Below are 22,950 nucleotides of genomic sequence, written 5' to 3'. Positions count from 1 at the left end.
AAACACCTGAAATAAGGAAAGGAAAGAGAGGAAGCAGAATGAAGAAGAGGAGATTTGTAGGAGTGTTACTGGCAGCTTGTATGGTTGCTGGAACTGCAGGCTGTGGAAGCGGTACTCCGGCAACGGCCACATCCCGGGAAGGAGGTGCAGCGGCTCCGGCAAAAACATCTGGAGGGACGCAGGCAGGAGCTTCCGGGACAGACAATCTGGCTCGCGGAGGCGTTGGAGATGGAAGGTACAAGGAATCTCCATTGCTGTATGAACTGGTGGAAAAGGGAGAACTTCCCCAAATTGAGGATCGGCTTCCCAAGGAACCGGCTGTAGTTGAAGTGGATGAAATCGGTGTTTACGGCGGAACTTATGTTGGTGCTGCCTTTGGGCCGAGCGTGGGTCAGGTGGATACGGAAGGATTGCGATTCCAGTCTATACTGACCATTGAAAAGGATTTGCAGACCTTTAAGCCAAACCTGATTAAAAGCTATGATGTCAGTGAGGATTTCACTGAATTTACCATTCACTTAAGAGAGGGGATGAAGTGGTCCAATGGAGAGGACTTTACCACTGACGACTGGATGTTCTGGTACAATGATATTCTCATGAATACTGCTGTCAATCCTGCAGTAGAAGCTGCTTACTGTAGTAATGGAATACCCATGGTATATAATCAGATCGATCCTTATACTCTGACCATTAATTTTGAAGAACCAAATCCCGCGTTTGAGGTTACCATGGCCCGTTATTCCACCAACATTATCCGGACATTTTTTGCACCCAAGAGTTATTTGGAGAAGTGGCACAAAACTTATAATCCGGATGCAGATAAGGTTGCAAAGGAAGAAGGGTATGAATCATGGGTGCTTTGCTTTAAAATGCATGTGGACAACTCGCAGGCACAGACGGATACCGAGGCTCCAGATGTCTATCCATGGGTTTTAGACAGAATCGATACAAACGGAAATAAGTATTTTGCACGTAATCCATATTACCATGTGGTTGACCAGGAAGGAAACCAGCTTCCCTACATAGATGAGCAGAAAGCGATGATTGTACAGGATAAAGATGTGCGTGCCCTTAAGCTGATCAGCGGTGAAATTCATGCGGCAGGTGAGAATCCTCTCCCTGTTTCCGATTACACCATGCTGAAAGAAAATGAGGCTAATGGAAATTACCAGGTGTATTTGTTTGATAATACAAGAGGTGCGGATTGTGCGTTTTCCTTCAATCTCACTGATAAAAATCCGGATTTGAGAGAAGTATTTACCAATGTGAAATTCCGCCAGGCAATGAGTTATGCTCTGGACAGGGATACCATTAACCAGACCTTATACTATGGAAAAGGTGATGTGAGACAGGCAACCGCTGCGTCCAACACCTCCTTTATGAAGGCAGAATTTGAACAGGCATTTTTGGATTATGATGCACAAAAAGCAAATGCATTGCTGGATGAGTGCGGATATCAGTGGAACAGCTCCCATACTGTAAGGCTTATGCCAAATGGGCAGGAGTTTAATATTGCATTGGAAACCATTGAAGAATTTGTGCCTGTAGCTGAGATTGCCTGTGAATACTGGAATGCAGTTGGTATTAAGGTTTCTTTAAAGCAGGTGGAGCGCTCTTACTATCTGGAAAGAGGTATTGCAAATGAACGAAACATGCAGGCATTTACTTTGGATTCAGTAGGTGAGTTTAACTTAAGAGGAGCTGCGTTCAGCCGCCTGCGTCCCGGGAATGCATTTGACGATCTGGAATTTATGAGAGCATATAAGGATTACTGGGACAGCAATGGAACCAAAGGTGAGAAACCTCCTGTTGAAATTCAGGAAATCTATGATGACTGTTTAAGGTTTGGAACCATGTCTAATACAGATCCTGAGTATGCAGTTCTGGGAGAAAGTATTTTAAAGAGAATCAGTGACCAGTGCTGGCTGATCGGTGTTTCTGTCTCCCCACGGCTGGTAATTATCAGCAATCGCCTGGGAAACACACCAAAGGAAGGGGCTTTTGCTAATGATTATAATTTCTGGAAGCCTTATCGCGGTGATACCTGGTATTTCAAAAATTAAGGTGTGACTTAAACGGGAAGGCGGATTACCTGCCTTCCCTGATATGAAAAGGCAAAATGGAAATAAGGAGGGATGAAAGATAAATGAAGAAGTATATTGTTAGAAGATTTATCTACATGATTATTTTGCTGGCAGTCATGTCAGTGTTTGCCTTTGTGGTGATTCAGCTTCCTCCTGGGGATTATCTTACTTCCTATATCGCCAATCTGCAGCAGCAGATGGGACAAGTAGATGAATCGGTGGTTCTCAGCTTAAGGCAGCAATATGGCCTGGATCAGCCGATGTGGAAGCAATACCTTTTATGGATGAAAAATATGTTCCATGGGGACTTTGGGCAGTCTTTCCAGTGGAAAACCCCGGTTAAGGATTTGATTGCGACCCGTATGCCCATGACTATAGTTCTTTCCTTGATCACCCTGGTGTTCTCCTATGCGCTGGCAATACCTATCGGTATCTATTCCGCCAGACACCAGTATTCCGTGGGAGACTACCTGGTATCCATTCTGGGATTTGTTGGATTGGCTACTCCCAGCTTCTTTCTGGCACTGATTCTGATGTACTACAGCAACCATTATTTTGGATTGAGTGTGGGAGGGTTTTACTCACCGGAATTTCAGAATGCATCCTGGAGTATGGCAAAATTGTGGGATTTGTGCAAGCATCTGCCCATACCGGTTATTGTCATCGGTCTTGCCAGTATGGCTAATGTGATCCGTATCTTGAGGGCGACTCTTTTGGATGAGCTTAAGCGGCCATATGTAGTTGCGGCCAGGGCCAGAGGACTTAAAGAAAATAAAATGATTTATAAATATCCGGTTCGTGTGGCGCTCAACCCGATCATCAGTTCTATAGGAAGCGTTCTGCCTACCATCGTATCAGGCGCTACGGTAACTGCGATTGTTTTAGATATCCCCACAGTTGGCTCCCTGCTCTACAATGCGCTGCTGTCACAGGATATGTATCTTGCAGGAACCAGTGTGCTGATGCTAACGGCAATTACTGTTGTGGGTACCTTTATTTCGGATATACTGCTGGTGGTGATTGACCCAAGAATACGGCTGCAATAAAGGAAGGAGAGTATGACATGACTTTTGGGAAAACGAAAAAAGCAGCGGGAACAGCGGAGATTTCCATGGAAGAATCAATCTATATGGAAACCCAATGGCAGCTGATGTGGAGGAAATTTAAAAAGCATAAGCTGGCAATGCTGGGGATGATGATACTGCTTATCCTTTATACGGTTGGTATTTTCAGCGAGTTTTTTGCGACACAGGATATTGCCAAGAGAAGCACTACTGCCATCAGCATGGCGCCTACAAAGATACATTTTGTGGATGCAGAGGGGAACTTTTCTTTACAGCCTTTTGTTTATGGGCTGAAGCAGGAGGAGGATCCGGTAACCTGGAGAAAATACTATGCAGAAGACACCGCCGTCAAGCATGAACTGGGATTTTTTTATAGGGGGGATTCTTATAAACTGTTGGGCGTTATAACGGGAAACATTCATTTTTTCGGGACACCGAAGCAGGATGTATTCTTTCCTTTTGGTACAGACTCTTCCGGCCGGTGTTTATATTCCAGGGTAATGAGTGCCTTGCGGATATCTCTGAGCACGGGATTGGTGGGTGTGTGTTTTACCTTCATTCTGGGCTGCTTCTTTGGGGGGATTTCGGGGTATTATGGGGGCATAGTGGATACCATCATCCAGCGTATTATTGAATTTTTAATGTCCATTCCCAGTATTCCTCTGTGGATGGCTCTTGCAGCGGCCTTTCCCACTACATGGTCATCCCTGAAAATATATTTTGCAATTACCATCATTCTGTCCCTGATCGGCTGGACCAGCCTGGCAAGAGTGGTGCGGGGAAAGCTGCTTGAGCTTAGGAATGAGGATTTTGTAACAGCCGCAAGGGTTTCCGGAGCTACAGATGGATATATCATCCTTAAGCATCTCCTTCCGTCCTTTGGCAGTTATCTGATTGTTAACGTGACGCTGGCGATACCCAGTATGATTCTGGCGGAAACATCCTTAAGTTTCCTTGGAATCGGTCTCACGCCTCCTATTGTAAGCCTGGGTGTACTTTTACAGGATGCACAAAGCATTAATACCATTTCCATGTATCCGTGGATGATGATACCTGGTCTCTTTGTGGTTATCTCTGTTCTTGCCTTTAACTTTTTGGGGGATGGACTCAGGGATGCGGCGGATCCATACAAATAAGAGGGGGAAAAGAGATGAGTGAATACATTTTAAGGGTAAATAACTTAAAGACCTATTTTAAGCTGGATACGGGAACTCTGAAAGCGGTGGATGATGTCACCTTTCGCTTAAAACGGAATGAGACAATCGGAATCATCGGAGAATCTGGAAGCGGAAAGAGTGTTACGGCCCACTCGATCCTCCGTACCGTGCAATACCCGGGAAAGGTTTTGGGGGGAGAGATTCTGTATCATGATGAAAATGAACTGGTGGATTTGGTAAATTATAATCCGGACAGTAAGGCTATGAGAAAGCTGAGAGGAAAAGACATATCCATGATTTTCCAGGAGCCTATGGCCAGTTTATCGCCGGTTTATAGTATTGGTGCACAGATGATGGAAGCAGTTATGGTTCATCAGGAAAAAAAGGATAAAAAGGCAGCCAGGCAGCTGTGCGTGGAGATGCTTCAGGCAGTGGGAATGCCCAATGCAGAGCAGAAATTTGATGCTTATCCCCATCAGATGTCCGGTGGGCAATGTCAGAGAGCAATGATAGCTCTGGCGATGGTAAACAAGCCCAAAATTCTAATTGCAGATGAGCCTACAACGGCTCTGGATGTAACGGTGCAGGCTCAGATCACTGATTTAATGAAGCGTTTCCAAAAGGAATATAACATGTCCATTATCTATATTACACATGATATGGGAGTGATTGCGGAAATGGCAGATTCCATAGCGGTGATGTATCTGGGAAGGGTAGTGGAGAGCGGAAGCGTCAGGGCTATTTTTAAAAACCCTATCCATCCTTATACCAGGGCATTGTTAAGTTCCATGCCGGTGCTTGGGAAGAAATCAAAGGAACGGTTAAATGCCATAGAAGGAAATGTACCCGTTCCACTGGATCCACCGGAGGAATGCGGATTTTATTCCAGGTGTAAGGAGCGCTCAGGGCATTGTAATAAAAGCATACCACCCCTGATTGAAGCAGAGCCGGGACATATGGTCAGATGCTTTCATTTTAAAGGAGAATAAAAGATGCAAAAACCTTTACTGGAAATTACAGGATTAAAGAAATATTATCCGATTGAAACAGGTATTACGAAGGCGCGGGTGGGGGTGGTAAAGGCAGTCGATGACATCACCATCAGCATTGCTAAAAATGAAGTGCTGGGCGTGGTAGGAGAGTCAGGATGTGGAAAAACCACTTTGGGAAGAACGATTTTAAGAATCATTGAGCCTACAGAGGGAACGGTGAAATTTAATTTTGATGATAAGGAAATTGATTTTACATCTATAAATAAAAACAAACTTAGGGAAACGCGGAGATATATTCAAATGATTTTTCAAAATCCTTATACCTCTCTTAACCCGCGAATGACTGTTTTTGATATTGTGGCAGAACCCATGAGGCTTGCAAAGCAATTCAAAGAAGAAGAGATAACGGAACGGGTGAAATATCTGGTTAACAGGGTTGGTCTGGAATTAAAGCATTTGAACCGCTATCCTCATGCATTTAGCGGAGGACAGCGGCAGAGAATCGGGATTGCCAGGGCATTGGCGTCAGGCCCTAAATTTGTGGTGGCGGATGAAGCAGTATCTGCCTTGGATGTGTCCATTCAGGCACAGATTTTAAATCTCTTGCAGGATTTAAAGGAGGAATATGACTTAACATATATGTTCATTGCCCATAATCTGAGTGTGGTGGAGCATATATCGGACCGTGTTTGTGTGATGTACTTAGGGAGAATTGCAGAGCTTACCGAGACTGAGGAGCTGTTTTACAACCCTATGCATCCCTATACCGAGACTTTGATTTCTGCTATTCCGGTTGCGGATCCCACGGTGAAAAATGAACGGATTATGCTGCTGGGTGAGGTCGGAAACGCGGCAGACCTGCCTTCCGGATGCTGTTTTCAACCAAGATGCCGGTATGCACAGGAAATATGCAGCAGAGTATGCCCTGCCTTAAAAGAAGCTATACCCGGACACTTTGTATCCTGCCACTTTGCGGGAGAGCTTAAGCTGAAAGGGATAGGCGAGTTAAAGAAAAAAAGTGATGATTAAAGGAGGATAAGAAGGAAATGAGAAGACCTATCAATGTGAAAGTGAATGCAGATCAGGTTATAGGAACCCAGGAACATTTATGGAGGTGGATTGGATATGATGAGTGCAATTATACTTACATACCAGAGGGGGTAGAGCTTTTAGAAAAGTTTGCCGCACTTGAAGATGCCCCATATTATGTCAGGACGCATTTTATGTTCTGTACCGGGAATTGCCATGGTGCATATAAATTTGGCTCTACCAATATCTATTGGGAAGATGAAAATGGAAACCCATCATATGACTTTACCTATTATGACCTGATTGTTGATGCGATTTTACAAACCGGGAATAAACCTTTTATTGAACTGGGGTTCATGCCTAAGGATCTGGTGGATTTGAACTATCTGCCTCCGGCAGAAGGAAATTGGGATCAATATGAACAATATAAGCAAACCGGCTGGACTTGCCCTCCAAAGGATTACAGGAAATGGCATGATTTTATCAAAGTGGTGATTGAGCATCTGGCTGAGCGCTATGGCATGAATGAAATCAGGACCTGGTACTATGAACTTTGGAATGAGCCGGATATCTTTTACTGGAAAGGGACGGCAGCAGAATACTGTAAGCTGTACGATTATACGGAGCATGCTGTCCATGGAGTGTCTCCGGAGCTGAGACTGTCAGGCCCTGCAGTGACTGGTATCTTTGAAGGAAAACGATCCCAGAAGTTTTTATGCTTTTTCCTGGACCACTGCAAAAACGGAACAAATTACTGTACACAGGAAAAGGGAGCACAATTGGATTTTATTACCTTCCATGTAAAAGGCGGCGGCTTCCCCTTTGAGATGCATGCCTCTAAAGCAGTTCCGTCAGTGGAGAGTCTGGTGCATCAGGTAAAGCTGGGCCTTGACTGCATTGTGGAATATGGTTATCAGGACTGTGAGGTGGTTCTATCAGAAGCGGATCCGGACGGTTGGGCAGCAGGCGGGATATATGATAATCCAAACATGATTTTTAGAAATACAGAATATTATGCCACCTATGTTGCATCCACTTATGAAAAAATCGACCGGCTTTGCCAACAGTACCAGATGAAGGTAAGACCTTTGGCATGGGCATTTATGTTCCCGGGAGAACGGTGTTTTGAGGGAACCAGAACCTTTACTACCCAGGGAATTGATAAAGCAGTATTTAACATGTTTAAAATTTATGGAATGCTGGGAGAAGAAAAGCTGGAATTCTCCAGCGATGGAACATCTGGTCTGGAATTCTTCAGCCGGCCTGGAATAGGAGAAAAAAATAAAGGCCGGTACACCGGAGAAGGAGAAGATACCGATGTTTCCGGCTTTGCGGTAAAAGGGAAAAACGGCGAGGTACAGGTGGTGATTTACAGCCATTGCAACGACAGGGATAAGAAGGAACAACAGTTTATCACGCTTTTGGTGGAAGGAATTGAAAAGGAAAAGGTAAGCGTTGAACATTACCGGATTGATGAGGAGCATTCCAATCCATATGCGGAGTGGGTCAGACAGGGCAGCCCTATTTTTCCCAAAGGAAAGCAGTATGAAGCCATTAAGGCAAGGGATGGACTGGAAAAGCTGTGTAATGATTTTTCGGCAGAAATCAATGGCGGACAGCTGGAAATAAAATTTGACATGCCGGCCCATGCAGTTTCATATTTGGTGATTAAGTAAAGAGAAAGAAGGATAACAATGAGCAGTGATTTAAGAAAAAAAACATTGGGGGTTATCCATGCATCCCATATTACCATAAAAGCCATGGAACCATATATTAAGCAATACATCCCGCAAGTACAGATCATGCACCTCTGTGATGATACAATTCAGAGGGACAATATCAAGGCGGGCCCAGGAGTGATTCCTAAGGTGAATTACTTTAAGTTTGCCCAGTATGCCCATAATCTGGAGGAAGCGGGGGTAGATTTAATTCTCCTTGCTTGTTCCACCTTTAATTATGCGGCAGAGCTTGGAAGGCCCCTGGTGGACACTCCTATCGCACAGATAGACCGGCCTATGATGGAAAAGGCTGTCCGCACAGGAAAAAAAATTGGTATGCTGGCAACGCTGGTAACTACCGTACCTTCCTCCGAACGGCTTCTTGACATTGCGGCGGCAGAAGCAGGTGTGGAGATTGAAAGAAAGACTGTTTTGTGCAGCGAGGCATTTGAGGCATATTCAAAAGGTGATATTGAGCTTCACAATAAGATTTTGATGGAAGCTATTGATGAACTGTCGGATGAAGTGGACTGTATTGTGATGGCACAGCTGTCCATGTCAGCGCTGGCACCTTATTTGAAGGAGACCAGGGTTCCGGTGTATAATAGCGGGGAGACCTGCTTTATCAAAGTCCGGGAAATTCTGGAAGGCAGATAGGGCAGAAGGGGGAATCAGATATGCTTGAGTTAAAGAAAAAACAGGAACTTTTACTGAAAGCCAGAGAGATACGAAAGGATATTGTGGAAATGATTGGAGTGGGAAAGGCCGGCCATCTTGGCGGCTCCTGCTCTCTGGCCGATATGGTAACCGTTTTGTATTTTCATAAGATGAAACATGATCCCTCAGAACCGAAAAAGGCGGACAGGGACAGATTCATTTTGAGTAAAGGGCATGCGGCCATTGTTCAATATGCGGCTCTGATGGAGTGCGGATACTTTGACAAGGAATCCCATATCCATACCTTAAAGAATCTTGGCAGTAAGCTGCAGGGGCATCCGGATATGAGAAAGCTGCCGGGGATTGAGGCAAATACCGGCTCCCTTGGACAAGGGGTATCCCTTGGTGCCGGTCTGGCAGCAGGACTGAAGCTGGATGGACTGGATTCAAAAGTTTTTGTAGCGGTGGGAGATGGCGAACTGGCAGAGGGGCAGCTTTGGGAAGGTTTTATGGCTGCGTCAAACTTTAAGCTGGATAACTTAAGGGTGATTATCGACAGGAACAGGCTGCAGGCTACCGGAAAGACGGAAGAGCGTTTCCCCATTAGGGAAATCGAAAAAAAGATGGCAGCTTTTGGCTTTGAGGTCATGGTAATTGACGGACATGATATGGATGCCATTGCCGATGTCTTTGACCGGGCCGATGAGGTGAAAGAAAAACCGGTATGCATCATCGCGGATACCATAAAGGGAAAAGGCGTATGCTTTGCTGAGGGAGTTGCCGCATTCCACAACGGAACACTTTCCCAGGCACAATTCAGTCAGGCAATACAGGCACTTGAGGAGGTTTCGCATGGGAATACATAATCAAAGAGTAGAATATGGAAAAACCCTGGTTGGGCTGGGGAAGAATAATCCGGATATAGTGGTGCTGGAGGCAGACCTTGGAAAATCAACCATGAGCTGTATGTTTGAGGAAGCTTTTCCTGAGCGCTTTTTTGAAATGGGCATTGCAGAGCAGAATATGACCAGCTTTGCCGGGGGACTATCCCTGGCGGGAAAAATTCCTTTTGTCAATACCTTTGCAGTGTTTGCATCGGGAAGAGCATATGATCAGATACGCCAGAGCATTGCCACAGCAAATTTAAGGGTGAAAATTGTGGGCTCCAGTTCCGGAATGTCCGACTTTGGAGATGGGGCAACCCACCAATCCATTGATGACATTGCCATTATGAGCGCCATTCCCAACATGGCGGTGTTTACTCCCTGCGACGGAGTGGAGGTACAGATGGCAGTCAAGGCAGCTGCAGGCATTGACGGGCCTTGCTATATCCGTCTGTGCAGAAATGATCTGGAGGATATCTATCCCTCCTCTGTTGAGTATAAAGTGGGAGAGCCGGTGGTGCTTTGTGATGGAAGCGATGTTACGGTATATACTCATGGAATAATGGCCCACGAGGCGCTCAAAGCAGCCCAAATGGCTAAGGCAGAGGAAATTGGTGTAAGTGTGGTTCACATTCCTACCATAAAGCCTCTGAATGAGAAGGCGGTAAAAGAACTTGCCGAAGGAAAAAAAGGAGTTGTAGTTTGCGAGGAGAGCAGCATTTACGGCGGATTGAATATGCTGGTCAGCTATATTCTGCGTGGAACAGGGCTTCCCATACAGAGCGTGGCGGTGATGGATGTGTTTGGTCAGTCCGCATCTTCCCATCAGGAGCTGCTGGAATATTACCACCTTGATGCCAGGAGTATTCTAAAGGAGATAAAAAAAGCTGCAGGTAAATAGAGAAAGGGGCATTTGTCATGAAAGTTGGTTTTATTGGTTTGGGAATTATGGGAAGGCCCATGGCTAAGAACTTATTAAAAGCGGGATATGAGCTGAATATCTGTGATGTAAATGAAGAGGCGGTAAAAGAGGTGGAAGCTGCGGGTGGAGCGCCATATAAAACTCCAAAGGAAGTAGCCGAAAAGAGTGAGATCATCTTAACCATGCTGCCCAATTCTCCTCATGTGAGAACAGTGATGAAAGGAAAAGATGGTGTGCTGGAGGGGATAAAGCCGGGAACCATTGTTGTTGATATGAGTTCTATTGATCCTACTGTTTCTATTGAGCTGGAAAAAGCAGTATCAGAAGCAGGAGGAGAGATGATTGATGCTCCTGTCAGCGGGGGAGAGCCAAAAGCAATTGACGGGACGCTTTCCTTTATGTGCGGAAGCAAAGAAGAAGTGTTTGATCAGGTTAAGCCGATTTTAGAAAAGATGGGAGCCTCCGTGGTTCACACCGGTGAAATCGGAAGCGGAAACATGACCAAACTGGCTAACCAAATGATTGTGGCAGTAAATATTGCAGCAATGTCTGAAGCTCTGGTTCTTGCAGCCAAATCAGGAGTGAATCCTGAACGTGTATACCAGGCTATCCGTGGCGGACTGGCGGGAAGTACGGTGATGGATGCAAAAGCACCAATGATGCTTGACAGAAACTTTAAACCAGGATTTCGTATTGAACTGCATATAAAGGATTTAAACAATGCAAAACATGCATCAGAGGCAGTGGATATGGATCTTCCTATGACGAAACAGGTGCTTGAAATGATGAATAAACTTCAGGAACAAGGACTGGGTGCTTATGACCATGGTGCAGTGCTTTGGTATTATGAAGAAAAAGAAAATGTGGAAGTGAAGAGATAAGATGAAATTGGGTTGTTGTTTAAATATGTTAGGAAACAGCGTGGATCCAATTGGCGCAGGGTATATCCCTGCGCTTGCTTCATCGGGCTATGATTATGTGGAGCTTCCGCTTGCCCAGGTGATGGAGCTTCCGGAAGAAGAGTTTGAAAGTTTATTGTTTGAAGTGGAGCGTTCAGGGGTTTCCTGTGAGTGCTGCAATAATTTCTTCCCTGCCTCAATCAGGCTGACTGGAGAAATGGTAAATAAACAAGAGATTGAAAGCTATGTAGAAAAGGCCATAGACCGGGCAAAGAGACTGGGGGCGAAGGTGATTGTTTTTGGCAGCAGCGGGGCCAAAAATGTTCCGGAAGGATTTGACACTGGCCGGGCATTTGACCAGATTGCAGCTGTGTTAAAGCTTGTTCAGCCCTATGCTTTGGCTGCGGGAATCTGCATTGTCATTGAACCGCTTAACCGGATGGAAAGCAACATCATTAGAACGTTAAAAGAGGGAAAAGCGCTGATGGACGCTGCAGATGCATCCTCGGTGAAGCTTTTGGTGGATTACTACCATTTTTCCATGGAAGAAGAGTCCCTGGATGCGTTGAAAGAGCTGATGCCCTATATCAGACATGTACATTTTGCAAAACCTGAGGGGCGGCGTTTTCCCCTGGAACCGGATAAGAGATACGGGGAGTTTTTTGAAGTGTTAAAAAACGGCAGGTTCACAGAGCGGGTGAGCATTGAGGCGTATTCTGATGAACCGGAGGAGGAGATAAAGAAGGTGCTGTTTCTTAAGAAGTATTTTTACTCTTTATAGATAGAAAGGACAAAAGTCAGTATTTTGCTGAGGACAAAGTACTGGCTTTTTCTTTTTGATAAAAATTCAGTGCTATATTTTTTCTTTTTTTTTGCTATAATTAAATTATATGTTATGGAGCAGATGAATTTTAAGGAGGCGATCAGAGAATAAAAATGAAGAACAGAATCTATATTGCAATCGATTTAAAGTCCTTTTATGCTTCAGTCGAATGTATAGAACGAGGTTTTGATCCGCTGACCACTAACCTTGTTGTCGCTGATGCAAGCCGCACCGAAAAAACCATCTGTCTCGCCGTCTCTCCATCTCTCAAAGCATACGGTATTCCTGGCAGACCGAGGCTGTTTGAGGTCGTGCAGAGGGTCAGGGAAGTAAATGCAGCACGGTTACGAAACGTGCCAGGACGAGCCTTTTCCGGGGCTTCCTTCAGCGATATTGAAATTAAATCCTCACCGGAAACCTCGCTGGACTATATGATTGCTCCACCGAGAATGGCGCATTATATAGAATACAGCACGAGGATTTACAATATTTACTTGAAATACATCGCACCAGAAGATATCCATGTCTATTCCATTGATGAGATATTTCTTGATGCTACCGATTATCTCAGCACCTACAATCTCTCAGCCCGTGAACTTGCTACGAAAATAATTCTTGATGTTCTTAAAACGACTGGAATTACAGGATCAGCGGGAATCGGCACAAACCTGTACCTTTGTAAGGTAGCTATGGATATTCAGGCAAAGCATATTCCGGCGGACCAGAACGGCGTGCAGATCGCTGAATTAGACGAAATGAGCTACCGTCATTTGCTATGGTCGCACCGGCCTCTGACAGACTTTTGGCGTGTAGGTAAAGGATATGCTAAGAAGCTGGAGGATCAAGGTCTCCTTACCATGGGAGATATTGCAAGATGCTCTATCGGTAAGAACACCGATTATTACAACGAGGATTTACTGTACAAGCTGTTCGGCATTAATGCGGAGCTGTTGATAGACCATGCATGGGGGTGGGAGCCATGCACAATTGCTGATATTAAAGCGTATAAGCCAAGTACAAACAGTATTGGGTCGGGGCAGGTACTGCAATGTGCCTATACCTTTGATAAAGCGAAGCTGATCGTGCGGGAAATGACCGATCTGCTGGTACTTGATCTGGTGGATAAAAGGCTTGTGACCGACCAGCTTGTTTTAGAAGTCGGATATGATATGGAAAATCTGACAAACCCCAAGGTAAAGAAATCATATCACGGGGCGATTACCATTGACCGCTATGGACGCTCTGTACCAAAAGCTGCCCATGGTACGGCAAATCTTGGCGGACAGACCTCCTCTACAAAACTGATTCTGGAAGCCGTCACAGAGTTGTTTGAACGCATCGTTGATAAAAATCTCATGGTCAGGAGAGTCAACATTACAGCAAATCATGTTATGAATGAGGAAACCGTTCATGAGACAGACAACTTTGAACAGCTTGATCTCTTTACGGATTATGCGGCTGTACAAGCGAAGAAAGAGGAGGAAGAAGCTGAGTTTGCACGAGAAAAAAGCATGCAGAAAGCAATGCTGGAGATAAAGAAGAAATACGGCAAGAATGCAATCCTAAAGGGTATGAATCTGGAGGAAGGCGCTACCACTGTAGACCGAAATAAGCAGATTGGAGGACACAAGGCATGAAGAGGGCATATGACGACATCATCAATCTACCGCACCATGTCTCTACGGCCCACCCTCATATGGAAGTCATTGACCGGGCAGCTCAGTTTTCTCCTTTCGCCGCGCTGACCGGCTATGATGCGGCTGTCAAAGAGACAGCAAGGCTGACTGATGAGAAAGTTGAATTGGACGAATACATGAAGGATGCTTTGAACGATAAGTTACAAATCATAGCAGACCGGCTTAAAGAGCATCCTGAAATCGCTATCACCTACTTTCGGCCGGATGTGAAGAAGAATGGCGGTGCCTATGTTACCACTATAAGTACAGCTAAAAGGATAGACGAATATGAACGGGTTATCATTATGACCAGTGGTGAAGTGATCCCCGTTGATGATATGATTAGTATAGATGGGCAGATATTTGAAACTATGGCGATCCATTCCTGTGATGAATAACGAAAAATCAGAAGTTGCCGGGTAGAATACTATTTTTCTTATGGTAAGAAATAATTATAACTAACACAAGATATTTTTAAAATATGTAGTACAGTGTCAACTATGCATTAAAAGAATATTACTGATTTTCATGAATACTTGGGTTATTCGAAGGCAGATCCCTTAAAAATTACGGTTATATATTTGTATTATGATAATGAAATCAGGAGGTACTCAATGCTGGAAAAAGCAATTTACTTAATTACCGGCGTTATGGCATCTGGAAAATCAACAGTTGCAGAACTGCTCACTTCAAAAATTGAAAAGAGCGTACATTTACGCGGTGATATATTTCGCACAATGATTGTATCAGGACGTGCTGAGATGTCCCCGCAGCCGTCCGATGAAGCAATCCGGCAGCTGCATCTGCGCTATCGTTTGGCTGCAGATGCGGCAAAAACCTATTATGATAATGGATTTTCCGTAGTTATGCAGGACAATTATTACGGTCAGGAACTTGCCCGCGTATTAGATATGCTGGGAGATCGTCGTGTACATGTAATAGTACTTTGTCCAAATGTGGAAACAGTAAAGCAGCGTGAAACATTGCGGGGAAAGGTTGGGTATGTTGGTTTTACGCCAGAAGCTCTATATGCGGATTTTATGAGAGAAACTCCTAAAATTGGATTTTGGCTTGACACCTCAGCGCAGTTACCGGAGCAATCGGTGGAAGATATTTTGTTACATTTCAGGGAGCAGAGGAACGAATCAGGTAATTGACTATGTGGAATATTATTTAAACAATGAGATTAATGAGGCATCCTGATGGATGTTTGACAAACTCGCACAGTCCCATATGAACAGGTCACTTTGTTATCTAAAACAAGAATGTGAATTACTGAATGATGTGTTCTGACAGAAATGCCTGTCTTATAAATTTGAATTTGTTTTATGCACAGAATATTAAAATAGCGGGAGGTAAAGATATGGTTACACCTTATATTACATTTGCAGGAAATTGCAGTGAAGCATTGGAGTTTTACCAGACAGCTTTTAGTAGTAAAATTCTAATGTCACAGCCATATGGAGAGTATGTACCGGAAGGTGTTACTGCTCCGCCGTTAAATCTAAAAGACTGGATTTTACATGCTGAAATGAATATCTGTGATACAGTTTTTTGGTTTGCAGATGAAATAGCAGAGCCAGTGTCCAAAGGTAACATGATAAAATTAACTACAAAAGTACCCTCCGCAAAAGAGGCACAAAAAATTTTTGATGTATTGAGCGTTGGTGCTCATATTACCCTTCCGCCGACAAAAACATTTTACAGCACATTTCATGCGGGGCTTATGGATAAGTACGGCGTAAGTTGGAATCTCGTTGCCGAAGAGCCGCCCAGTCAACCTTAGTATCATAAGCATTATTATACAGACTCCAATTTATCTGATGGTTTCAAACTGCGGCTTATTATTAATAGATGAGGGAGGATAATATGATATTGCCTAAAATCCGTGACAAAAGGTTCATCACAGTTCGCCGAGGCGGTACATTGTCAGATGAGGATCACCATCTGTTGGCGGTTTGGGCAGCACAGTGCGCTCAGCATGTCCTGCACTATTTTGAAGAAATGCGTCCGGATGATGACCGTTTGCGAAATGATATTTGCTGGTTTGTGTTCAACAAGGATTTGTAAACGATACTACAAGCAGTCAAATTATATTGACTGGAATGAATGAAGTATTGCTTCAAGATTTGCTGCCGGAAAGGTGGGATAACAAATGGAACTGAAAAAAATAAGCGGCAGGATATTTTATTATCCACATCAGCAGGAAACAGACCGTCCTATGCTGGTTTATCTAAAAGGTGAAAAAATTATGATTGCCATTGATGCAGGTAATTCAGCAGACCATGTTGATGAATTTTATAAAGCTTTAGAAGTTGCGGGATTAAAAAAGCCGGATTTTACAATCATAACCCATTGGCATTGGGATCATACATTTGGAATGCATCATATTCATGGACTATCCATTGCTCATAACAGAACGAACGAGTTCTTGGATATTGAACGAGCCAAACTATCAGACAGTGCATATATACAATTTCTAAAAGAGAATGATGAGTGCCTCAGCAGAGAGTATGAAGATAATAAGAAAATTGTTGCCGTACTATCGGATATTCAATTTGAAAAAGAACTTACTGTTAATTTGGGCGGAATGACTGCAAAGATCTTCCATGCAGAATCGCCCCACTCAGAAGATACCGTGCTTATTTATGTGCCTGAAGAAAAAGTATTGTTTTTGGGAGATTCAACAAGTGAGGATTTCTTTAATGATTCTTACATGGATAGAGAGAAATTAGAGAAATTGATAAATCTGATAGAAGGTACAGATTATCAATATTGTATTTTGGGTCATGCAGACCCACTTACTAAATGTGAGTTATTGTATTATTTGAAATCGATATAATGTTTCTTTGCAGAAAAAATATGCAAATTCCAATTTGTCGGTTTAAATCTTAACTTATAGAAATGGAACACTTAACAAAAAGCAAGGACAATAATGAAAGGTACATTTTCAAAACATGGAAATGTGCCTTTTTTTTGATAAATGTTTTTCAATGGGTATTTCAAGCTGCCTTATTATATTGCTTCGCAAATCTGTTGAATTGGTTTGTTACTGATTCAAAGTTCTGACATGTATAACTTGATCTTTGCAATAAAGAATCCGTCGGGAGTTTGGTACAGGCTTCCAGTACCTACATTTGATACTTTGATTGTACCGGAATTATTTTTTTGAAAATTTTCATTTTGACATGCAGTATTTAAATTCTAACACCAATGATTAAGCAGACTGGAATGATAAGCATTCTTAAAACGTAGAAGAGAATCATGGCAATGATAATGATCAGAGCGAAATAAGAATGAAGTCAACTAAAAAAGTATACAATAATTGATTTAAATGCGGCATGTTATGCAATATTTACAACAAAATGTATACATTTTGTAGAGAATGTCAATATAATCAATGATTTTTTAATGATATAATGTATACGAAAATAAGAAAAAATAAGTGTAAAAGTAAGAAAAGCACACATAAAGAATACATTATGCAGAGAGGGGGGATAATTTTGAATCATGTGTGCAAAAAATAAAAATTCTAAAATATCAGGAGGAAGGTTTAATGAAAATGAGCAAAGTATTGGCAATAATGCTGGCAGCAAGTATGACTTTTTCACTAGCAGCCTGCGGCGGGGGGGCCGTCAGCAATTCCGGAGGAACGGCTTTACAGGCACAGAATTCCGATGCCTCATCTTCGGGAAACAGCAGTGCAGATGGCAGCAGCACAGATTCCGGGGGGAAAGATACAGTCATTGTAGCCTGTGCCGCAGAGCCGGATTGTTTCTTCCCATTCCACAGTTCATTGAAGACAAATATGGATGAGGTTCCGATTCTACATAATGTATACGAAACACCGATTAAGTTTGGCCCAGACGGTTCCCATGAGCCCCTGCTGGCTGAAAGCTGGGAGGTTTCTGATGACGGAAAAACGTACACCCTGCATATCAGGGATGATGTATATTTCCATGACGGCACAAAGATGACAGCAGATGATGTGGCCTTTTCCATTGACACAGCCGGACATACTGCCCAGGGAGCCGCACAGTTGGCTAATTTAGACAGTGCAGTGGCAACTGATGACAAGACGGTAGTAATTACCCTGACTGCTCCTTATGGCCCGTTTCTGAATGCTTTGGCTGGACGCTATGCACTAGTGGTATCCAAAGCACTGTATGAGAGTGTGGGAGAGGATGCCTATAATGATAAGCCAGTCGGAACAGGTCCCTACACCTTTGTATCCCGTGTTTCCGGTGACCGGATTACTATGGAAGCGTTTGATAACTATTGGGGCGGGGTACCGGCTATCAAGCACGTGACCTATTTGATTTTAACGGATATCAATACCCAGATGGTTTCTTTGGAAAATGGGGATATCGATGTCTTGATTCAGGCAAATGTTGGATCTCTGACCAAGCTCAAATCTGATAAAGTAACATGGCAGACAACAGATGCATCTTCTATGTGCAGTATGCATCTGAACTTAAATGAAGGCCCGGCAAAAGATATTAATTTTAGAAAAGCACTGATGTATGGTATCAACAAAGAGGAAGTCAATATCGGTGTTTACGAAGGCTATGCAACGGTTGGGGATATTCCGATTGCTCCTTCCTTCTCTGGAAGACCGGATGCGGGCACCTATGAGGTGGTTGAGTATAATCTGGATACAGCTAAAGAGTATCTGGCAAAATCCGGCTATAACGGGGAAGAATTTAAGATTCTGACCGTAGCAGGAAGCAGGAATGAAAGCGCTTCACAGATTATTCAGGGACAGCTGATTGAACTGGGAATCAATTGTACGGTAAATGCGCTGGATGCTGCCTCCTATCAGGCAGCGGCAGATGCCGGCGAATTTGGAGCGTCTGTCCGGGCGCAGGGAGTGTCGGTTCTTGATGCGGACGGCATGTTTTTCCAATATCACAGTGAGTTTCTGGTACAGCCGGGACTTTACGATGCGGGAATCACCTCTCCTGAGATGGATGCATACCTGACCGCAGGAAGAACGGAAACTGATCCGGAAAAAAGAAAAGAAAATTATGCGGCTGCCTGCAATTTGATTGCCGAACATGCATTAAGTGTCTGCTTGTATTATGAAGTAAATGCCTGTGCATTTAATTCATCAATTAAAGGTGTGGTGCCAAGAGCATTGACCGGTCTCTATTATTTTAATGACTGGAGTTGGTAGGAGTCGTTTTCAGTAAACAATCAGACGGGACAAGAGGGGAGTTAAAACTCCCCTTTTCTAAAAATGAGGTGTAGTATGGCTAAGTATGTTTTTAAGAGAATTCTAATGCTGATTCCGGTTGTGGTCGGTATTACAATGTTTATCTATATCATCATGAGCATGGCTCCTGGTGATCCGGCCAAGCTAATATTGGGAACTGATGCATCATATGAAGAAATCGTGGCAAAACAGTTGGAACTGGGACTGGATAAGCCCGTTTTAATACGTTATTTCAGTTATATGAAAGATGTCTTAATCGGTAATTTCGGTACTTCCTGGTACAACGGCTATGATGTTATGTCAGAATTTGTATCAAGACTTCCCAATACGCTGTCTTTAGGTTTGATGTCCATGGCAATCGCTGCTTTTATTGGGATTCCGCTGGGAGTATTTGCTGCGGTCAGGCAAAACGGGGTGTTGGACTATGTTACGCTGGTTTTGGCAATGCTTTTTTCATCTCTGCCAGCCTTTTGGTTTGGGCTGATGGCACAGATTTTCTTTTGTATTCAGTTGGGGTGGTTTCCGGCAACCGGAGCGGGATCGGTCCGTCATTTTATTCTGCCGGCGATTACGTTAGCCAGTGCTTCCCTTGCCGGTCAGGTGCGATTGACCAGAACCAGTATTCTGGAGGTCAACAAACTGGACTATGTCCGGACCGCCAGATCCAAAGGGGCCTCTGAGGGCCGGATTATTATGAAGCATGTTTTAAGAAACGGTATGCTGCCGGTTGTTACCAGTATCGGCAGCCAGTTTGCAAATTTGGTTGGCGGTGCTATTGTTACGGAAACTGTATTTGCTATCCCCGGAGTCGCAAGCCTTCTGATCAATGCTGTTAAGCTGAGGGATATCCCGGTTGTCATGGGGATTATCGTAATCATTGCAGTTTTTGTCGGTGTGGTTAATTTGCTGGTGGATTTGACTTATGCATTTATTGATCCGCGGGTAAAACTGGGCTCTTGATAAAAAGGAGGATAATAAATTGAGTAAGCAAAAAAGCAAAATTGCTAATAAAAGCCAGTTAGGGATGATTGTTTTCCGTTTCCGAAAGAACAAGCTGGCGATGGTGGGGCTGGCCGTCATCACGGTGCTGGCGCTGATGTGTATTATGGCCCCTCTCTATATACAATATGAAGCGGTCTACAAACAAAATATGATAAATCGTTTTATTTCCCCGGGAGCCGAATTCATCTTCGGAACCGACCAGTTTGGCAGAGATTTATTTGCCCGGATCATTTATGGCGGAAGAATTTCTCTGCTGGCAGGATTAGTTGTAGTGGCACTGGCATTGACAGTGGGGATAACCCTGGGAGGCATTGCCGGCTATTGCGGCGGCAGGGTTGATGATATTATTATGAGAATTTGCGATATCTTCATGGCAGTGCCAAGAATGCTTTTGTCTATGGCGGTAGTATCAGCATTGGGGCAGGGAACTTTTAAAATGTTGATCGCTTTATCCATCGCAGCATTTCCCAAATATGCACGAACTATCAGGGCATCGATCATGATTCTCAGAAATCAGGAATATGTGGAGGCGGCTAAATGCTGCGGAACCAGTCCGCTGCGGATTATTTTCAAGCATGTGGTTCCAAATGGTTTGGGACCGGTTGTGGTTCAGGCAACGTTAGGTTTGGGAGAAACCATTCTGGCCATAGCATCACTGGGTTTCCTGGGCATTGGGGTAGCATCGCCAACACCGGAATGGGGCACTATTTTATCAGAAAACCGAACAAATATCCGTTACTATCCTTATTTGGGTATGGTCCCCGGCATATTTATTGCCATTTCGGTTATGTGCCTGAACTTTATCGGTGACGGTTTACGGGATGCGCTGGATCCGCGGACAAAGAGCTAAGGGGTGGGAAAGATGGAAAAATATTTACTTGAAATAGATGATTTACATGTTCAGTATAACACTGACGAAGCCGTGGTTCATGCTGTCAATGGATTTAATTTAAAATTGAAAGCCGGTGAAACGCTGGGGCTGGTGGGAGAGACCGGAGCTGGAAAATCAACAGTTGCGTTAAGCGTTTTAAAGCTTTTGCCCATCAGAGTCGGTGAAATCACAAAAGGAAGCATTACATACGACGGCATTGATGTAATACATGCTAACAGTCACACGATGCGGGATATTCGCGGGGCTCGGATTGCCATGATCTTTCAGGATCCAATGACAAGCTTAAATCCGATTATTCCGGTTGGTGATCAGATCTATGAGGTTTTGGAATTGCATTTCCCGGATATGACAAAAGAAGCAAAGGATAAAAAGGTGGATTCGATTCTTGAACTGGTTGGTATTCAAAAGCATCGGAAGACCAATTATCCCCATCAGTTCAGCGGCGGGATGAAACAGCGGATCGGGATTGCTATGGCATTGGTCGCAGAACCAGAGCTGCTTTTGGCAGATGAGCCCACCACGGCCTTGGACGTGACCATTCAGGCTCAGATTCTTCATCTAATGCAGGAATTAAAGGAGAAATATAATACCGCCATGGTTTTGATTACCCATGATTTAGGGGTAGTGGCAGAATTTTGTGAGAATGTAGCTGTCGTTTATTCCGGGGAAGTGATAGAACAGGGCTCGGTAGAGGATATTTTTACCAGAGCGAAAAATCATCCATATACCGAGGGGCTGTTTAACAGCATTCCAAATCTAACGACGGATATGGAGCGGCTGATTCCGATTCCCGGTTTCATGGTGGACCCCTCCAACCTTCCTGCCGGGTGTAAATTTGCAGATCGCTGCCGGTACTGCCGGGACATCTGCAGGCAGCAGGAGCCGCCAGTATTTGCCAAAGGCAGCCACCGCATAAAATGTTTTCAATTTCAGACCAAAGGAGGGGAATAAGAATGGGTGCGCCGATTATTGAGACCAGAAACTTAAAAAAATACTTTAATACTCCCAAAGGTCTTTTACATGCGGTGGATGATGTGAATATCCGGATTAACGAAGGCGAAACACTAGGGATTGTCGGTGAGTCCGGCTGCGGCAAATCGACTCTGGGGCGAACTCTGATGCGGCTGCTGGATGCCACGGAAGGCGAGATTCTCTATCAGGGTCAGAACATTCTGGGCTATAACAAGAAGCAGATGAAGCAGATGCGTACCAACATGCAGATGATTTTTCAGGACCCATTTACTTCACTGAATCCGCGGCTTTCGGTTGGTGAGATCATTGCTGAGCCGATGAAAGTGACCAAGATTGTCCGCGGCCAGGAGACTATGCGGTACAAAGTACAGGAATTGATGGATATGTGCGGCCTGCCGGAACGCTACTACAACACCTATCCCCACGAATTGGATGGCGGAAGGCGGCAGCGGGTCGGTTTGGCCCGTGCATTGGCGGTCGATCCTCGGTTTATTGTCTGTGACGAACCGGTGTCAGCACTGGATGTGTCGATTCAGGCTCAGATTATTAATCTGCTGATGGATTTGCAGGATCAAAAAGGGCTGGCGTATATGTTTATTACTCATGATCTTTGTGTGGTCCGACATATCAGCAATACCATTGCGGTTATGTATCTGGGCCAGGTGGTGGAGTACGCCTCCCGCAAAGAATTGTTTGCCCATCAGTATCACCCCTATACCAAGGCTCTGCTTTCGGCGATTCCGACCACCGATTTGGCTAGAAGGGATCGGGAACGTCACATGCTTCAGGGGGAAGTCGGCAACCCGATTAACCCGGAGCCGGGCTGCCGCTTTGCCAGTCGCTGCCAATATGCAGATGAAGGCTGTAAACAACCCCAATCCTTACGGGAGGCAGTACCAGGACATTTTGTCCGCTGCATGAAAGCAGACGTATGAAGATTTCTATCAAAGGCTCAAAAAGCCCC

22 protein-coding genes are annotated in these 22,950 nt (G+C 44.2%); all 22 read left to right on the top strand.

Going from position 1 to position 22,950, the window contains the following annotated elements:
* Window positions 1-38: 38 nt before the first annotated feature.
* Window positions 39-2,063 carry an ABC transporter substrate-binding protein gene (locus K401_RS0129280; RefSeq protein WP_024296288.1) on the top strand — a complete coding sequence of 675 codons (2,025 nt, stop codon included), beginning with the start codon at window positions 39-41 and terminating at the stop codon, window positions 2,061-2,063.
* Between the two features lie 83 nt (window positions 2,064-2,146).
* Window positions 2,147-3,130 (top strand): ABC transporter permease, encoded by a 984-nt coding sequence (locus K401_RS0129275; protein ID WP_024296287.1) that lies wholly within the window; start codon window positions 2,147-2,149, stop codon window positions 3,128-3,130.
* Window positions 3,131-3,147: 17 nt separating this feature from the next.
* Window positions 3,148-4,284 (top strand): ABC transporter permease, encoded by a 1,137-nt coding sequence (locus K401_RS0129270; protein WP_051153145.1) that lies wholly within the window; start codon window positions 3,148-3,150, stop codon window positions 4,282-4,284.
* Between the two features lie 14 nt (window positions 4,285-4,298).
* Window positions 4,299-5,294, top strand: a complete 996-nt coding sequence (locus tag K401_RS0129265; RefSeq protein WP_024296285.1) for an ABC transporter ATP-binding protein — start codon at window positions 4,299-4,301, stop codon at window positions 5,292-5,294.
* A 3-nt stretch (window positions 5,295-5,297) separates the two neighbouring features.
* Entirely contained in the window at window positions 5,298-6,326 is a 1,029-nt protein-coding gene (locus K401_RS0129260) for an ABC transporter ATP-binding protein (protein ID WP_024296284.1), read from the top strand.
* 17 nt (window positions 6,327-6,343) lie between these two features.
* Window positions 6,344-8,002 carry a GH39 family glycosyl hydrolase gene (locus K401_RS0129255; protein WP_024296283.1) on the top strand — a complete coding sequence of 553 codons (1,659 nt, stop codon included), beginning with the start codon at window positions 6,344-6,346 and terminating at the stop codon, window positions 8,000-8,002.
* An 18-nt stretch (window positions 8,003-8,020) separates the two neighbouring features.
* Window positions 8,021-8,701, top strand: a complete 681-nt coding sequence (locus K401_RS0129250; protein ID WP_024296282.1) for an aspartate/glutamate racemase family protein — start codon at window positions 8,021-8,023, stop codon at window positions 8,699-8,701.
* Window positions 8,702-8,721: 20 nt separating this feature from the next.
* On the top strand, window positions 8,722-9,567 hold the full coding sequence (locus K401_RS0129245; protein ID WP_024296281.1) for a transketolase: 846 nt from the start codon (window positions 8,722-8,724) through the stop codon (window positions 9,565-9,567).
* Window positions 9,554-10,486, top strand: a complete 933-nt coding sequence (locus K401_RS0129240) for a transketolase family protein (RefSeq protein ID WP_024296280.1) — start codon at window positions 9,554-9,556, stop codon at window positions 10,484-10,486. The genes K401_RS0129245 and K401_RS0129240 overlap by 14 nt, the downstream gene beginning before the upstream one ends.
* Before the next feature lie 17 nt (window positions 10,487-10,503).
* The gene (gene garR / locus K401_RS0129235) at window positions 10,504-11,388 is read left to right on the top strand and encodes a 2-hydroxy-3-oxopropionate reductase (RefSeq protein ID WP_024296279.1); all 885 of its coding nucleotides are present in this window, start codon (window positions 10,504-10,506) and stop codon (window positions 11,386-11,388) included.
* Window position 11,389: 1 nt separating this feature from the next.
* Window positions 11,390-12,187, top strand: coding sequence for a sugar phosphate isomerase/epimerase family protein (locus K401_RS0129230; RefSeq protein WP_024296278.1), 798 nt, complete (start codon window positions 11,390-11,392; stop codon window positions 12,185-12,187).
* 155 nt (window positions 12,188-12,342) lie between these two features.
* The gene (locus tag K401_RS0129220; RefSeq protein WP_024296277.1) at window positions 12,343-13,866 is read left to right on the top strand and encodes a Y-family DNA polymerase; all 1,524 of its coding nucleotides are present in this window, start codon (window positions 12,343-12,345) and stop codon (window positions 13,864-13,866) included.
* Window positions 13,863-14,303: a YolD-like family protein gene (locus tag K401_RS0129215; RefSeq protein ID WP_024296276.1), complete on the top strand. Its 441-nt coding sequence runs from the start codon at window positions 13,863-13,865 to the stop codon at window positions 14,301-14,303. Before K401_RS0129220 ends, K401_RS0129215 begins: the two co-directional genes overlap by 4 nt.
* Window positions 14,304-14,519: 216 nt before the next feature.
* On the top strand, window positions 14,520-15,062 hold the full coding sequence (locus K401_RS0129210; RefSeq protein ID WP_027352265.1) for an AAA family ATPase: 543 nt from the start codon (window positions 14,520-14,522) through the stop codon (window positions 15,060-15,062).
* 206 nt (window positions 15,063-15,268) lie between these two features.
* Window positions 15,269-15,691, top strand: a complete 423-nt coding sequence (locus K401_RS0129205; protein ID WP_024296274.1) for a VOC family protein — start codon at window positions 15,269-15,271, stop codon at window positions 15,689-15,691.
* Between the two features lie 83 nt (window positions 15,692-15,774).
* Window positions 15,775-15,975: a putative immunity protein gene (locus K401_RS0129200; protein ID WP_024296273.1), complete on the top strand. Its 201-nt coding sequence runs from the start codon at window positions 15,775-15,777 to the stop codon at window positions 15,973-15,975.
* 85 nt (window positions 15,976-16,060) lie between these two features.
* A complete protein-coding gene (locus K401_RS0129195; protein WP_024296272.1) occupies window positions 16,061-16,747 on the top strand; it encodes an MBL fold metallo-hydrolase in 687 nt (228 codons plus the stop codon).
* Between the two features lie 714 nt (window positions 16,748-17,461).
* A complete protein-coding gene (locus K401_RS0129190; RefSeq protein ID WP_024296271.1) occupies window positions 17,462-19,081 on the top strand; it encodes an ABC transporter substrate-binding protein in 1,620 nt (539 codons plus the stop codon).
* A gap of 75 nt (window positions 19,082-19,156) precedes the next feature.
* Window positions 19,157-20,080: an ABC transporter permease gene (locus K401_RS0129185; protein ID WP_024296270.1), complete on the top strand. Its 924-nt coding sequence runs from the start codon at window positions 19,157-19,159 to the stop codon at window positions 20,078-20,080.
* A gap of 19 nt (window positions 20,081-20,099) precedes the next feature.
* The gene (locus K401_RS0129180; protein ID WP_024296269.1) at window positions 20,100-20,972 is read left to right on the top strand and encodes an ABC transporter permease; all 873 of its coding nucleotides are present in this window, start codon (window positions 20,100-20,102) and stop codon (window positions 20,970-20,972) included.
* Window positions 20,973-20,984: 12 nt separating this feature from the next.
* Complete coding sequence (locus tag K401_RS0129175) at window positions 20,985-21,965, top strand: ABC transporter ATP-binding protein (RefSeq protein WP_024296268.1); 981 nt, start codon at window positions 20,985-20,987, stop codon at window positions 21,963-21,965.
* A 2-nt stretch (window positions 21,966-21,967) separates the two neighbouring features.
* Complete coding sequence (locus tag K401_RS0129170) at window positions 21,968-22,921, top strand: ABC transporter ATP-binding protein (protein ID WP_024296267.1); 954 nt, start codon at window positions 21,968-21,970, stop codon at window positions 22,919-22,921.
* Window positions 22,922-22,950: the final 29 nt, after the last annotated feature.

The sequence above is a fragment of the Lacrimispora indolis DSM 755 genome (assembly GCF_000526995.1).
Lineage (GTDB): Bacteria > Bacillota > Clostridia > Lachnospirales > Lachnospiraceae > Lacrimispora > Lacrimispora indolis.
This window is presented reverse-complemented; position numbering and strand designations above follow the sequence as displayed.

What these genes read in the sequence shown, in the direction of transcription:
- K401_RS0129280 (WP_024296288.1), top strand. Translation starts at nt 39, where the DNA reads ATGAAGAAGAGGAGATTTGTAGGAGTGTTACTGGCAGCTTGTATGGTT.
- K401_RS0129275 (WP_024296287.1), top strand. Translation starts at nt 2,147, where the DNA reads ATGAAGAAGTATATTGTTAGAAGATTTATCTACATGATTATTTTGCTG.
- K401_RS0129270 (WP_051153145.1), top strand. Translation starts at nt 3,148, where the DNA reads ATGACTTTTGGGAAAACGAAAAAAGCAGCGGGAACAGCGGAGATTTCC.
- K401_RS0129265 (WP_024296285.1), top strand. Translation starts at nt 4,299, where the DNA reads ATGAGTGAATACATTTTAAGGGTAAATAACTTAAAGACCTATTTTAAG.
- K401_RS0129260 (WP_024296284.1), top strand. Translation starts at nt 5,298, where the DNA reads ATGCAAAAACCTTTACTGGAAATTACAGGATTAAAGAAATATTATCCG.
- K401_RS0129255 (WP_024296283.1), top strand. Translation starts at nt 6,344, where the DNA reads ATGAGAAGACCTATCAATGTGAAAGTGAATGCAGATCAGGTTATAGGA.
- K401_RS0129250 (WP_024296282.1), top strand. Translation starts at nt 8,021, where the DNA reads ATGAGCAGTGATTTAAGAAAAAAAACATTGGGGGTTATCCATGCATCC.
- K401_RS0129245 (WP_024296281.1), top strand. Translation starts at nt 8,722, where the DNA reads ATGCTTGAGTTAAAGAAAAAACAGGAACTTTTACTGAAAGCCAGAGAG.
- K401_RS0129240 (WP_024296280.1), top strand. Translation starts at nt 9,554, where the DNA reads ATGGGAATACATAATCAAAGAGTAGAATATGGAAAAACCCTGGTTGGG.
- garR (WP_024296279.1), top strand. Translation starts at nt 10,504, where the DNA reads ATGAAAGTTGGTTTTATTGGTTTGGGAATTATGGGAAGGCCCATGGCT.
- K401_RS0129230 (WP_024296278.1), top strand. Translation starts at nt 11,390, where the DNA reads ATGAAATTGGGTTGTTGTTTAAATATGTTAGGAAACAGCGTGGATCCA.
- K401_RS0129220 (WP_024296277.1), top strand. Translation starts at nt 12,343, where the DNA reads ATGAAGAACAGAATCTATATTGCAATCGATTTAAAGTCCTTTTATGCT.
- K401_RS0129215 (WP_024296276.1), top strand. Translation starts at nt 13,863, where the DNA reads ATGAAGAGGGCATATGACGACATCATCAATCTACCGCACCATGTCTCT.
- K401_RS0129210 (WP_027352265.1), top strand. Translation starts at nt 14,520, where the DNA reads ATGCTGGAAAAAGCAATTTACTTAATTACCGGCGTTATGGCATCTGGA.
- K401_RS0129205 (WP_024296274.1), top strand. Translation starts at nt 15,269, where the DNA reads ATGGTTACACCTTATATTACATTTGCAGGAAATTGCAGTGAAGCATTG.
- K401_RS0129200 (WP_024296273.1), top strand. Translation starts at nt 15,775, where the DNA reads ATGATATTGCCTAAAATCCGTGACAAAAGGTTCATCACAGTTCGCCGA.
- K401_RS0129195 (WP_024296272.1), top strand. Translation starts at nt 16,061, where the DNA reads ATGGAACTGAAAAAAATAAGCGGCAGGATATTTTATTATCCACATCAG.
- K401_RS0129190 (WP_024296271.1), top strand. Translation starts at nt 17,462, where the DNA reads ATGAAAATGAGCAAAGTATTGGCAATAATGCTGGCAGCAAGTATGACT.
- K401_RS0129185 (WP_024296270.1), top strand. Translation starts at nt 19,157, where the DNA reads ATGGCTAAGTATGTTTTTAAGAGAATTCTAATGCTGATTCCGGTTGTG.
- K401_RS0129175 (WP_024296268.1), top strand. Translation starts at nt 20,985, where the DNA reads ATGGAAAAATATTTACTTGAAATAGATGATTTACATGTTCAGTATAAC.
- K401_RS0129170 (WP_024296267.1), top strand. Translation starts at nt 21,968, where the DNA reads ATGGGTGCGCCGATTATTGAGACCAGAAACTTAAAAAAATACTTTAAT.